Raw genomic sequence first — 13556 nt, 5'->3', positions numbered from 1 at the left:
GCACCTCTTATCTTCAACTTGCGGATAGCATCTGCCATATCATCAACATTTGATATTGTGATATAACTGAATTCTGCGGGTAAAAGGGTTTGATCTACTATTCTGACTCTATTTTCAACAAACTCTATCGTCTTAACAGGCAATCTTACTCTCCCATAATCTGAACTACAATATTCCTGTGCCTCGGCCTGTTGTCAAAATCAATTACAACAATCTGCTGCCATGTACCAAGAAGCATCCTTGCTTTTGTGAAAGGAACAGTAAGCGAGGCTCCTGTAAAAGCAGCCCTTACGTGTGCAAAGCCATTACCGTCATGCCATGTATCGTCATGGTGATACTGTTTGTTCTGCGGTGCAAATATTTCGAATGCCTCTGGCAGATCCTTAATCAATCCGGGCTCATACTCAATTGTTGTTACTGCTGCAGTGGAGCCTGAAATAAAAATAGTTACTTGTCCTTCGGAGAATCCCGTTTTTTCCAAAACATCTGACACCTGGCCCGTAATGTCAATAATATCAGTGAATCCCTGAGTGGAAACTTCTATACTTTCAGTAACAATATTCATTTCTCAGAGGATCTCCTTTACTTCCTGAAAATCCGGGAATGCATAAAGGAATCTTTTAAAAAATTCATCCTTTGTATATGAATGATTCTGGGGGCCGTCCTGTTCAAGAACATAGACAGCAGCAAGGCTCCCCATGCGGCCTGCTGTCTCCCATGAAAAATGTGACAACAATCCTGTAAGTAATCCTGCCCTGAAAGCATCTCCGACACCTGTGGGGTCTGCGATATTGGTTAAAGGAGCAGTCGGGATTTTAATTGTCTCACCTTTTGCAATAATCTCAGAGCCTTTTCCGCCGAGAGTAACTATCAAAGTCTCTGCAAGGCCTGAAAGCTCATTTTTATCAAGGCCTGTCTTTTTCAAAAACATGCTGAGTTCGTAATCATTCAAAATCAAAATGTTTGCTCCGTCTGCACCATTGATAAGTGCATCTTTCTCAAGCCTTACAATCTGTTGTCCCGGATCATAAATATATTTCAAGCCAAGTTCTTTACACTCCTCCACATACATCTGCATAGCTTTGGGATCATTCGGAGATATGATGACAATTGTACCGGGCTCAAGGTTCATTTCCTTAAGTGAGACTTCGGATGCTGCTCTCATAGCGCCCTGGGCAAAAAAAGCAATTTGATTACCATTGTTATCAGTACTTGCAAAAAATGAGGGTGTATACTCACTTGTAATTATTTTCACACCTGAAAGATCCACACCTGCATCCTTTAATGCAGCTCCGTAATCCGGGAAATCCAAACCTGCAACACCCACGAGAAGGGGTGATTCTCCGAGAAGCGCAAGACTGTACGCTATATTTGCAGCAGTTCCCCCTCTGCGTTTTTTTAAAGAATCCACAAGAAAGCTTACGCTTATTGAATCAAGCTTTTCAGGAATGAAATGTTCGGAAAAATTTCCCGGAAAAGACATAAGATAATCATACGCAATAGATCCGGTTACAGCTACTTTCAATGTTATCCTCCCTAATATATTTATAAATCCCGCTTTACATTCTTTCCGGTGCTGAAACGCCCAGTAATCTGCATCCATTAGCAAGCACTGTACGTGCCGCATTGCAGAGAGAAAGCCTCGCCTGTGTCATTTTTCTGTCTGCACTTACAACACGTAAGGAATCATCAACCTTGCCTGCATGCTGAAATTTATGATACAGAGTAGCCACAGATTCCATGAAATTAGTCAGTCTCTGCAGCTCAAAATTTTCCGCTGTGTTCTCAACAATTTCAGGGAAACTTAAAAGCGCCTTTGCAAGATTAATTTCCTCTGCAGACCTCAATAGGGATAAATCTCCTCTTTCATCCGGATTAAACCCCTTTTCTCTCGCATGATTAATAACGCTGCAAATTCGTGCATGGGCATACTGGACATAAAAGACCGGATTTTCATCTGACTGGGTTTTAGCAAGGTTTAAATCAAAATTCAGATGGCTTGACATTGACCGGTTGATAAAGAAATAACGTGTTACGTCCACACCGACCTCATCCATGAGTTCATCAAGTGTTACAAAATTAGCCTTTCGCGTTGACATCTTTATGGTTTTACCGTTTTCAGTCAATGTAACAAACTGGTGGATCAGTACTGTTATTTGTGAAGTATCATAACCGAGAGCCTTTACAGCAGCGAGAACATCAGGATAAGTTGCTATATGGTCAGATCCGAATATATCGACAATTTTGTCAAATCCTCTTTCAAGTTTATTCTTGTGATACGCAATATCGGGAAGCCTGTAAGTAGGCTCTCCTGTCGATTTAACAAGTACTCTGTCCTGATCCTGCCCCCATTCAGTTGTCTTTAACCACGCAGCTCCGTCTTTGTCGTATACAAGGCCCTTTTCCCTCAGGACAGAGAGCACCTTATCAATATCTCCGTTTTCATAAAGAGATTTTTCATTAAAAAAAACATCAAACTTTATCCCGAGTCTTTTACATGTAATTTTAATATCTTCAAAAATAACACTTTCTGCAAACTGCTGAAAATATTCTATATTCTGCCCGTCAGCAAGAGAATCCCCCTTCTCCTGCAAAGCCTTGCGTGCAATATCTGTAATGTACTTGCCCTGGTAATGATCATCGCCCAATTCGGCATCTTTTCCGATAAGGTTAAGGTACCTGATAAAAACCGATTCTCCCAATTTTCGCATCTGCCGGCCGGCATTGTTAAAATAGTATTCCCTTGTAACATCCCATCCCTGTGACTCCAGCAGATTTGCTGCAACATCTCCGATAACAGCCTGTCGGCCGTGCCCGATTGAGAGAGGCCCTGTTGGGTTTGCGCTGACAAACTCTACTTGCGCTTTTTTCCCTTTTGCTTTATCAGAGAACCCGAATTTCTGTCCCGAATTGAGTATGTCGGACAGCTGATTAACAATAAAAAAATCATTTATAAAGATATTAATAAAACCCGGGCCGGCAATCTCAACTTTTGAAATAATATCTGAATCAGCATCAAGATTATTTAATATTGACTGTGCAATCTCGCGAGGTTTTTTCTTTTCCTTTGCAGCAAGAACAAGCGCAATATTAGACGACAAATCTCCATGGCCTTTCTGTTTTGGAACAGAAAGATCTCCTGCTGTTTTTTCATTTACCTGAAAACCGGATTTTACTGCAGCTTCTGTAATTTTTTCTGCAATTAATTTATCTATGCTCATTTTTTCTCATCTTCAATCATCTCAGTTTCAGCGTCTCCCCATAACCGTTCCAGATTGTAAAAATCTCTCATCTCTTTCAGGAAAACATGTACAACAACATCAACATAATCCAGGACAACCCATCTGTTGTACTGCGACCCTTCCTTGTGCCATACCTTTACTCCGAAATCTCTCATACCTCTGTCAATAGATTCCTGAATGGATTTAACCTGCAGATCTACATCTCCATGGCAGATAACAAAAAAATCCGTAACACTTGTAAATTTCCTCACATCAAGGATATGTATATCTTCTGCTTTCTTTGATAGAGCAATGTGGGCAATCGCTCTTGCTTTTTCATGGGCATCATCTTTGTTCAATATATTTCTCCACTTGGTTCCAACTTGATAATTGTCTGAAGTCCTTGCCAATAATCAAACTTGCATCTAACAAATAGGCATCATTAATTTCCTGGAGTATTCTATCTTCGGAAAGGCCCATTGCGTGTGCTATCTTTTTACATTTCTTCCAGTTTCCGCGCCTGTCAATAACAACTGTTTTAAGTACATTAAAAGATTCGTAATTATCTGTCTTTACAACATCAATACCATTATCTCTTAAAAAATCCGTATACTTTGCCGCTATTCCAGGGACACCACATCCGTTAAGCACTTCTATCTGTATCCTCACTGTTTCAGGGGCAGGTGTATTAATCTCCTGCACCTCAAGAGGAGGTTTTGAGCACTGCTTTACTGCAAATACTACAAGTACAATATCAATAACAAGAACAAGTGCAATCAGAAACTGTGTTAATCTGCCTTTTATATTAAAGGAAGTCCGCCTGACAGTTCTTTTTTTATGTGCAGCCGGGCTCGACTGTCTTTTTATGGGACGGACACGCCTTGTTCTATGCCTCGTCATCAAGCACTCCTGTTAAATTTGTTATAAAAAAACCGAGAATTATTTTCTCGGCCCCAGCTATTACAAACTGATTATAATAAAGATTTCGGGCATGCAGCAGCACTTCTACCTCATACCATAAAAAGGCATAAAATATCCTGCCGGATACGATCTGTAATCAACCCTGATCTGCATATTTTCTATCGGCTGGTATTTTATTGTTGCCTGCTGCAGAAAAAGGTTTCCTCCGGGTGCAAAAGAATTCATACCCAAACCGGAAATCGGATGAGCATATCCGATCTTAACTTGTGCAGATAAGGGTGCTGCAAGCTGCAGAGATATTTTATTTGTGTACAGGCCCAGGCCTGCACTTTGTGAGCCCATTGAAAAAAATTCCATTGAATAACTATGGGACATATGAAATTTTGAAGAAGAAAGAAGTTTGTCCAGAAAGCCTGTCGGCTTACTTACAATGGAAGAAGTATTAAAAAGACTGGATTTGGATGCTGTCTGTGCTTTTAATGCAGCAAACGGGAGAACTATTATGAAAACAGAAGCTGTAAAAAATATTTTAAACTTATTCATAACCAAACTCCTTGTCACTGTCCTGCTATCCTTTGTAAGTATAATAAAATTGAATAAAAAGTCAACATCTTTTTATCTTTTAATTCTTCATCCGAGTATAAAAAACTGCCGGAACTTAAACAGATCCGGCAGCTTTAATGATTATCTCAACTTCAGGTAATTACTGAACTAGAATCATCTTTTTCATTGCACTGAAATCACCTGCTGAAATTTTATAGAAGTATACACCGCTTGAAACCTTTAAACCATAATTATCAGTCCCATTCCATGTAACTTTGTGGCTTCCTGCTTTTACTTTCTGATTAACAAGGGTTCTTACCTTTTGGCCGAAGATATTGAAAACCGTTATCTTGACTTCAGAATCTCTTGGCAAAGCATACCCTATTACAGTTTCCGGGTTAAATGGATTCGGATAATTCTGGCGTAATGCGAATGTTTGAGGAACACTCTTCAGGTTATCATCTACTGCTGTGCTGGTCTGCTTTCTGATAACAACATTATCAACATAAACACCCTCTGCATTTCCTGATCCATCACTACGGAAACGTATTGCAAATGTTACATAATTATATCCGAGAAGATTCCCATAAACTGGCCAGTCTGAAAGATCCAGTTGTGCATAATTCCAGCCATTGCTGCTCCCATTATATTTATAGCCTTCAAAGCCTGCTCCGGCATTAATCAAAATTTCAAATTTATCATTACCCAGCATTTCATACCATCCATAAAGGCTTATATCTGCTGCAAGAGCATCTGTAAGGTCAAATTGTCCATATGTAGAATAAGTATCCATATCATTTGAATATCCATCAGAAGGATGCAAGCTTTTTGCTCCATTGAAAGAATTACCAGCACACCAAAGGCTATATTGCCCTTCAAAAACAGACGAATTGAATTCCTCTCTACTCCATGTATAATTTCCACTATCAGCATATCTTTTCCAGCCATAAGTTTCCGGATAAGGTTGTTCGAAATCATCATAAAGAATTGTTTCCCAGCCTTTTGGTGCACTTACAACAACTTGGGAAGCACACACAAATGTATTATTGGATTTATCATCCTCATTCATAATACTGTCAGGATCAAGCATTCCACCTACATAATAAGTTGCAGTCGGCAATGTTACAGGAATAAAAAAAGCCTCAGAAAAAGCAAAAACTTCATCTTTATCCAATTCAGGAACCGGCAAGCTGCCAATACGCGGGTCATTTGAAGGATCTATTGTCTGATCTTCCGATACGTAAAAATTGATGATATTGCTTTGAGATCTATTCTCACTCAGGTTTGTAACTTCACCAGTCAGCATTACCTGCTCACCATTAGCCACGACAGTAGGATCTACAGTTAAAGTCTTAACAGCAATGTCGGGATAACCTGTAAAATATTTTTTAATAACAACATTATCAATAAATGCACCGATATTATGCCCTGCTCCATTTGAATAGAAACGAATTTTTACGAAAACATTTTTTTGGCCCAGAAAATTTATACCATTCCAGTTGCCGAATGATATTTTTTCAGATAACCATCCGCCCTGTCCGCCCTGATAAATGACAGTTGCTTTTATTACATTATTGGTAGCAATAATTTCAACCTTATCCTCATCAGAAAGTTTTCTCCATATGTCGAACGACATAAATGCATCTGTACAGTTTCTCAAATCAATTGGACCATAACCAATTGAGGCATCCATATTATCGGCATATCCGCTTCCAGGGACAGGATTACGGCGGGGATTACCTCCAAGCGCTTTATCAGCACACCAGATGCTGTATGTACCATCACTCGCTTGTGCGTCATTCATTCCCCATGTGTAATTCGTGCCACCGCGAGTCCATGGATCAGGGAAATCCGAACTTTCAAAACTGTCTTCCAAAACTGTCTTCCATTCAGCTGTATTTGCTTTGGTTTTGCCGCTCTTTGTTCCTGCAAACAGCCCAACAGCAGCGATAACAAATAACATTGTTACTGCCACAATAAAAAACTTCGATACATTATCTTTCTTCACCATAACTTCCTCCTCGTATTTTCAATGTTATGAACTGCTTCAACTGCAAAAACAGTACTGGTTATCCTCTGTTTTTCTCCTTAATTTAGTATAGTTATTTTTACCTTTCTACATTGTTTCCGAATGAAATAATAGGAAATTGCAAGAGCATAATAAATAGAAATATCTTGTAATACCGAAAATATAGCATAAAAGACTACTGTTTACCCACCTCATTTTGCCATAGCAATAAATAAGTAGTTATTCCAAAGATATACTTATAATATAACTTATGAAATGTTTTCATAAAATCAAGTTTTTTTTATTAAAAATTGTATTTTTTCTGTATTCTTAAACTACACCTGGTCTAATTTGTACTCTTTAATTGAAAGTAAATGTGATGAAATAAATGTACACAAAATAATAATTGCAAAAAGAACAATTATTGCTGTTAATGGCGATATATTCTTTACAGGCATTATAAAATTCAAAATATTCGTTTTTAAAGAAACTGTACTGCTGCTCTGGTTCAGTGATGGATACACTCTGTGAAGATAGTGTACAATAGTAAAATATCTTAATTTACCGGGAATAAATGCTACACTCGCCTCCCAGCCGAAGACAAAAAACAGACCTGCTACAACCGGCCTTTTTATCAACCCTCCGATCAATGTAAAAAATGGAAGGTAAACAGCTGCTCCGAATATTAAAATCACTGCTGATTTAAAAAACAGCATTAGTGACGAACTCCACTCTGTAAAACCCTCTGATAATGTTAAAATTGAATAAGTGAGGAATAGAGAAATAATGATTACAGTTGAAAGCATTACCCACGCAGCGAATATCTTCATAAGAACTACTTTACAGCGGGCAATCGGCCGGGTTAAAAAATATGACAAGGTCTGGTCATCCTTCTCATCGCCGATAACTGCAGAGCCGAGAAAAAGTGCAATAAGGGGCAAAAGGAAGTGAAGATATAAAAGAAGGCTTATTTTGGGATATAAACCGGCATAAGATACATTTCCTCCGGATAACCCGGGGTGTAAAACTATAAATAATAGTGTGAAAAATACCGGAACAATACCAAGTATTGTAATTCCGACAAATCTTTTATTGTGAATCGAGTTTATTAAAAAAAAATTTATTAGAAATCCCATAATTTTACCTCACTAGATATGAAAATACAGCTTCCAGATTTTCGTCAGGGGAATAAAGGGAATAAATTGTTATATCATTTGCCAGGGCTATTTGGGGAATACGTTTATGAAATTCATCAGGTTTTAATGTCTCCACCATAAGTTGATTCTGCTCCCTGTCAAACTGCACACTTCTGACATCTTTAAACTCCATCAATTTTGATGTCAATATATCAACATTGCTGCACTTGATAACAACATTCAGGGGATGTGTGTCTATTAACTCTCTTATTTCATAAATGTTCCCCTGAGCAAGTACTCTCCCGTGAGAGAGTAAAATTATTGTATCTGTCATCTCTTCAATTTCATGAAGAATATGGCTTGAAACAATAACAATCTTGCCCATCTGCCCTATTCTGCGAATAATTTCAATTGTCTTACGCCTGCCGATTGGGTCCATACCGTTAAGCGGTTCGTCAAAAATCAGTATATCAGGATCAGAACTCAAGGCTTGTGCAATTTTGATTCTCTGTCGCATTCCTTTGCTGTAACCGGCAATCTTTTTACTCTTCCCCTCATTCATATCAACTGCATCAAGCGCTTTCAAAGTCAGTGACTGAGCATCTTTATGATTGAATCCATACATTCTTGTAAGAGAATATACAAACTGTTCGCCTGTCATAAATCGCCAGAATGCATCATTTTCAGGTGCATATCCGATATATTTGAACAGATTGTGATTATTCCACACTTCTTCACCGTTAATCCTGACACTGCCCTGACTCGGCCGTAACTGTCCTGTTAGCAATTTTATCAGCGTTGTCTTTCCTGCGCCATTAGGCCCCAGAAGGCCGGTAACACCAGGTTCAATAGAACAGGTAAGATTATTTACGCCTATAACCTGCCCGTACCATTTGGACAGTTTGAATGTCTCAATTTTCACGTAACCACCTCTGTTGTACGAACTTTTAATTTTAAAATGCACAGAGACAGCATTATAATAAGGAATAACGCTGCTGTCATGGAAAAACAGGAAAATTCATACGGAACCTGAACATTAAAAATATATGCATTGGCCTGTTTTAAAAGAGCAGTAACGGAAAAAAGGCCCACAAAAGAAACACTTGAAAATATTTTTCTGATTATGTCCGGAAGTATTAAAAAAGTAAAAAAATATATCGCTGCTGTTCTTACACTTCCCGAGATAGCGGAAAAAGCAAGGACTATACTTGACATCACAAAAATCGACAAGATCGAAGCACCGAGTATGGAAAATATCAGGTAGTAATAATTGCTAATAAATGTTGAATCCTTGCTTATCAGCGCTTTAATAACAAAGAGGATTAATGCAGGCAAACCGGTAATCAGGAAAGCATAACTCCCTGTAACTCCGAATTTACCGGCAATGTAGTCCCAAAAAGATACAGGTTTTGAAAAATAGAATCCGAAACTCTTGTGCTTTTTATCTTTTGCAATTAATCCTGCACCTGTAAATATTGAAACCAGAATTAAATAAAACATCTGCCCTTTTAGAAAATTCGAAAAGAATTGTACATCCTGCACTATCTTTTTAACCGAAGGGGTCATAATCCCGACATCCTGTACCTTTGAGAACAGAAAAAGTTTTACCGCTCCGACAATAAGAGGGATACTGCCAAGTATCAAAATTATTATAAGCCCCTTTGTCCATGCAAGCTTTATTCCGGTTTTTGCAATAACCAGCCATGTACGCGGCTTCTCTTCAAGATACCCCTCCCATGTATGATAAGATTCTTTAAATATCGGCACTTGTACCCTCCAAAATTCTTTTTATAAACACATCCTCAAGGCTCCGCACACTTGGTACAAGTTTCCGTAATTCCGCATCAGTCTCTTTTGCAGCACGTAAAATCACATTAGTATCAGTTTTTTCAGCAAGTGTCACATCATAAATACCTTTGCCTGAATCAGTAATCTTGCATTTATTCCTTTTTAAACACTCAAGAAATTTGTCAGTATTGGACGTCACACGCACACTGTAAGTATTGGCATAGCTTTTCCTTACTTCATCAACACCGGAATTCTCAACAATTTTTCCACGGTGCATAATAACAACTCTTTCACAGGTTCTTTCAACATCTGTCAGGATATGAGTAGCAACCAAAACACTCATCCGCCCTTTATCAGCTATCTCGACTATAAGATCAAGCATCTCCTGTCTGCCTTTGGGATCCATACCACTTGTTGGTTCATCAAGGAATAAAAACTTCGGATCGTGTACAAGAGCCTGCGCAAGCTTTATTCTCTGCCGCATACCTGCAGAAAAAGACTCAACCTTTCTGTATCTGGCTTCCTCCAGGCCGACAAGATACAAAATTTCATGAGCCCTCTGTATTGCGTTCTGCCTTGACATGCCGCAAAGTTCTCCTGCATACTGAACCATTCCGACACCTGTTAATCCGGGCACAAGGCAATTATCCTCAGGCATGTATCCAATTAATTGCCTTATATATTTTTTCCTTGCCTTTATATCATTACCCATTATTCTGGCGCTGCCTTCTGTGCTTTCAATAAGGCCCAATAACCCCTTTATAAGACTTGACTTTCCTGCGCCGTTCGGACCAAGCAAACCTGTTGTTCCCTCAGGCAGCTTAAATGTCAGATGGTCTACTGCACAGAACGAACCGTAATTAATTGTAAAATCGTCAAGTATTATTGACACTATTAATTCTCCGGCAATTTAGATAGATTTGACAAGCAGTACTTAATCATACGCAAATATTTTTTTTTGGTTTCAAAAATAACAAACTGTATTCCAATACTTACAATTTATAATATAACTTTTAATCCATTAAAACAAAATCATTATTTTATATTTCCTATTTTTTTCCAGGTTGCAATGCATTCTACAATCAGAAAAGCCTCCTCTTTTAAAAAAAGTTTTGGATAACCGATATTTTTAAAATATACACAAGTAACTTTTTTTAATTGCGTTCGTATATTCATATGGAGAAATGCTGACAGGGCAATTAATTAAACTGGTTATAAAATAGATTATAAATAAAATTTAAAAACAGAATATGGAGAAAAAATGAAAAAAACCATTTTAGCAGTACTAATCCTCAGCACACTTTCCCTATCAACATCCCTATTTTCCGAAGAACAAAAACAAGTCCGAATATACAACACAAAAAGGGCTCTACCGTCTCCTCCGAAAATTGACGGGAATCTGACTGATAATGTATGGAATCTTGTTGAATGGCAGAGTGATTTCACCCAGTTTGAACCTGCAAACGGAGCAGCCCCTTCACAAAAAACTGCTTTTAAAATTTTATATGATGATAAAAACATCTACGTTGCAATCAGAGCCTTTGACACAGAGCCGGACAAAATTGACAAAAGACTTGCAAGAAGAGATAATCCTGACGGGGACAATGTTTCTGTGGTTTTTGACAGTTATTTTGACCACAGAACAGCATTCGGCTTTACAGTGAATGCAGCAGGAGTACAGGCAGATATGGTGTTTTCAAATGACGGGCAATCTCAGGATGAATCTCTTGATCTGGTATGGAACGTTAAAACAAAAATTGATGATCAGGGCTGGACAGCTGAATTTGGAATCCCTCTGAGTCAGCTACGGTTCGGCAAAAAGCAAAATCAAATCTGGGGTTTAGAAATTGCAAGGCAAATTTTCAGAAAAAGTGAGATGGATTTTTGGCAGCCAATACCAAAGGATGCACCTGGATTGATTCATATGATCGGAGAACTCCACGGAATAAACAATATAAAACCTAAGCAAAGATTTGAAATTCTTCCCTATTCACTGGCAAAAGGAGAAGCGGAAAAGCGGGAACCAGGCAACCCGTTTAGAACAGGAAGAAGCGCAAATATTGATTTTGGCCTTGACGGCAAGATTGGTGTTACAAGTGATTTAACACTGGATTTTACTATAAATCCTGACTTCGGCCAGGTTGAAGCAGATCCATCTGTAGTTAATCTTACAGCATACGAAACCTTTTATAAGGAGAAACGCCCCTTCTTTGTTGAGGGAAATAACATTCTTTCATACAAATTAATGATTGGCGACGGAGATATGTCCAATGCAAACCTGTTCTATTCAAGACGCATTGGCAAATCATGCAGCTATGATCCTGATCTTAATGATAATGAATATCTCCGCATGCCGCAGAGTTCATCAATTATCGGCGCTGCAAAATTGACAGGTAAAACAAAGTCCGGACTTTCTATTGGGATTATGGATGCTGTTACGTCAAAGGAATTCGGTGAAATTGACAATCTCGGAGACAGAAGAAACATCGCAGTAGAACCTCTGACAAACTACTTTGTCAGCCGGGTAAAAAAAGATTTTAATAAAGGAGCCACAACAATCGGCGGTATGATTACCAATACTTACAGAAACATTACTGATTCACATCTGGAATTTTTAAACAGAAAAGCTACAACAGGAGGGATTGACATTAACCACTCCTGGCACAACAGATCGTATATTTTACAGTTCATCTCAATATTCAGCCACATATCAGGAAGCACTGATGCAATCCTGGATGCTCAGACATCTCCTGTTAGATATTTCCAGAGGCCTGATGCAGACTATGTAAATCTCGACTCTTCCAGAACTAACCTTAACGGTTTCGGCGGCACACTTGTATTCGGGAAAGTCGGAAACAGCCATATCAATTTTATGACAGGTGGCACGTGGAGATCTCCCGGATTGGAACTTAATGATCTGGGTTATATGAGATCAGCAGACTCATTTATTCAGTTTTCATGGGTTCAGTATCATATCTGGCAACCGTTTTCAATTTTCAATTCTATAAGGATCAATTTCAATCAGTGGAATGCATGGAATTTTGGCAGAGAACACACTGCAATGGGCGGTAATATTAATTACCATGTCCGGTTTAAAAACCAGTGGGGACTTCATTCCGGCATAAACAGAAGCAGACAGGGACTCTCCTCATCAATGCTGAGGGGCGGGCCTTCAGTGCTGGAACCGGGGTCATGGAACTTGTGGACATCTGTTAATACAGATCGCAGAAAAAAAATACGGGCAGATCTTTCATTCTCTGCAAACAGAAGTGACGACAAAATTTCTTTCAATCGAAGCATTCGTGCGGGAATAAGGCTGCGTACCAGCGATCTCTTCTCCATCTCCGCAAGCCCCTTTTACAGTGTAAACAGAGACAATCTCCAGTATATTGATACTATTGAAAAAGGCAGTGAGAAAAAATATATTCTGGGTTTGATTAACCAGAAAACTCTTGGGCTGGTCCTCAGGTTTGACCTTTGCCTTACACCAAACCTTTCAATACAATTCTACGGACAGCCCTTTGTTTCCGCAGGGTCATATTCAAAAATTAAAAGGATTACATCTCCGAGAGCTGAGAATTATTCCGACAGATTCCATACTTTTACAGAAGATGAAATTACATATTCACAGGAAAACGGAGAATACTATGTTGATGAAAACAATGATACAGAAACAGACTACACAATCTCCAATCCTGACTTTAACTTCCGGCAGTTCAGGTCAAACCTTGTAATCAGATGGCAGTATTCTCCAGGCTCTACAATCTATTTTGTATGGTCACAGGAAAGGACAGGTTTTGAAGAGACCGGTACATTCAACTACTCTTCTGACATGAGAGATCTTTTTAATGTTTATCCGACTAATGTTGTTATGCTGAAAATCAACAAGTGGTTCTCTTTGTAAAGTACGGAAAATATTTTTTTCCCAAATCCGGAAGT

The 13556-nt window shown here is 38.7% G+C and carries 12 protein-coding genes; 1 reads left to right on the top strand and 11 read right to left on the bottom strand.

Features of this window, described 5'->3' with window-relative positions; genetic code table 11:
• Window positions 1–145: 145 nt before the first annotated feature.
• The 11 genes from J7K93_09795 to J7K93_09745 all read right to left on the bottom strand — a co-directional run bounded on the left by J7K93_09795 (window position 146) and on the right by J7K93_09745 (window position 10509).
• The gene (locus tag J7K93_09795; GenBank protein MCD6117297.1) at window positions 146–565 is read right to left on the bottom strand and encodes a YjbQ family protein; all 420 of its coding nucleotides are present in this window, start codon (window positions 563–565) and stop codon (window positions 146–148) included.
• Window positions 566–568: 3 nt separating this feature from the next.
• Window positions 569–1525: a carbohydrate kinase family protein gene (locus tag J7K93_09790; protein ID MCD6117296.1), complete on the bottom strand. Its 957-nt coding sequence runs from the start codon at window positions 1523–1525 to the stop codon at window positions 569–571.
• A 34-nt stretch (window positions 1526–1559) separates the two neighbouring features.
• Window positions 1560–3221 carry an arginine--tRNA ligase gene (locus J7K93_09785; GenBank protein MCD6117295.1) on the bottom strand — a complete coding sequence of 554 codons (1662 nt, stop codon included), beginning with the start codon at window positions 3219–3221 and terminating at the stop codon, window positions 1560–1562.
• Window positions 3218–3580, bottom strand: a complete 363-nt coding sequence (rsfS, locus tag J7K93_09780) for a ribosome silencing factor (GenBank protein MCD6117294.1) — start codon at window positions 3578–3580, stop codon at window positions 3218–3220. The genes J7K93_09785 and rsfS overlap by 4 nt, the downstream gene beginning before the upstream one ends.
• Window positions 3567–4121: a LytR C-terminal domain-containing protein gene (locus J7K93_09775; protein ID MCD6117293.1), complete on the bottom strand. Its 555-nt coding sequence runs from the start codon at window positions 4119–4121 to the stop codon at window positions 3567–3569. Before J7K93_09775 ends, rsfS begins: the two co-directional genes overlap by 14 nt.
• Before the next feature lie 105 nt (window positions 4122–4226).
• On the bottom strand, window positions 4227–4685 hold the full coding sequence (locus tag J7K93_09770; protein ID MCD6117292.1) for a hypothetical protein: 459 nt from the start codon (window positions 4683–4685) through the stop codon (window positions 4227–4229).
• 160 nt (window positions 4686–4845) lie between these two features.
• Entirely contained in the window at window positions 4846–6696 is a 1851-nt protein-coding gene (locus J7K93_09765; GenBank protein MCD6117291.1) for a T9SS type A sorting domain-containing protein, read from the bottom strand.
• 332 nt (window positions 6697–7028) lie between these two features.
• On the bottom strand, window positions 7029–7829 hold the full coding sequence (locus tag J7K93_09760) for an ABC transporter permease (GenBank protein ID MCD6117290.1): 801 nt from the start codon (window positions 7827–7829) through the stop codon (window positions 7029–7031).
• 4 nt (window positions 7830–7833) lie between these two features.
• Entirely contained in the window at window positions 7834–8751 is a 918-nt protein-coding gene (locus J7K93_09755) for an ABC transporter ATP-binding protein (GenBank protein ID MCD6117289.1), read from the bottom strand.
• On the bottom strand, window positions 8748–9596 hold the full coding sequence (locus J7K93_09750) for a hypothetical protein (protein ID MCD6117288.1): 849 nt from the start codon (window positions 9594–9596) through the stop codon (window positions 8748–8750). Before J7K93_09750 ends, J7K93_09755 begins: the two co-directional genes overlap by 4 nt.
• Entirely contained in the window at window positions 9583–10509 is a 927-nt protein-coding gene (locus tag J7K93_09745; GenBank protein ID MCD6117287.1) for an ABC transporter ATP-binding protein, read from the bottom strand. Before J7K93_09745 ends, J7K93_09750 begins: the two co-directional genes overlap by 14 nt.
• Window positions 10510–10878: 369 nt before the next feature.
• Between J7K93_09745 and J7K93_09740 the strand changes: the two genes are divergently transcribed.
• Window positions 10879–13521 (top strand): carbohydrate binding family 9 domain-containing protein, encoded by a 2643-nt coding sequence (locus J7K93_09740; protein MCD6117286.1) that lies wholly within the window; start codon window positions 10879–10881, stop codon window positions 13519–13521.
• Window positions 13522–13556: the final 35 nt, after the last annotated feature.

Source organism: bacterium, from assembly GCA_021158245.1.
GTDB lineage: Bacteria > Zhuqueibacterota > QNDG01 > QNDG01 > QNDG01 > QNDG01.
The sequence above is the reverse complement of the archived record's forward strand: the minus strand, read 5'-3'. Positions and strand labels throughout refer to the sequence as shown.

Bases quoted from the DNA above. Each gene is read 5' to 3' on its own strand.
- J7K93_09770 (MCD6117292.1), bottom strand. From the start codon at position 4,685: ATGAATAAGTTTAAAATATTTTTTACAGCTTCTGTTTTCATAATAGTT.
- J7K93_09795 (MCD6117297.1), bottom strand. From the start codon at position 565: ATGAATATTGTTACTGAAAGTATAGAAGTTTCCACTCAGGGATTCACT.
- J7K93_09785 (MCD6117295.1), bottom strand. From the start codon at position 3,221: ATGAGCATAGATAAATTAATTGCAGAAAAAATTACAGAAGCTGCAGTA.
- J7K93_09740 (MCD6117286.1), top strand. From the start codon at position 10,879: ATGAAAAAAACCATTTTAGCAGTACTAATCCTCAGCACACTTTCCCTA.
- J7K93_09760 (MCD6117290.1), bottom strand. From the start codon at position 7,829: ATGGGATTTCTAATAAATTTTTTTTTAATAAACTCGATTCACAATAAA.
- J7K93_09775 (MCD6117293.1), bottom strand. From the start codon at position 4,121: ATGACGAGGCATAGAACAAGGCGTGTCCGTCCCATAAAAAGACAGTCG.
- J7K93_09765 (MCD6117291.1), bottom strand. From the start codon at position 6,696: ATGGTGAAGAAAGATAATGTATCGAAGTTTTTTATTGTGGCAGTAACA.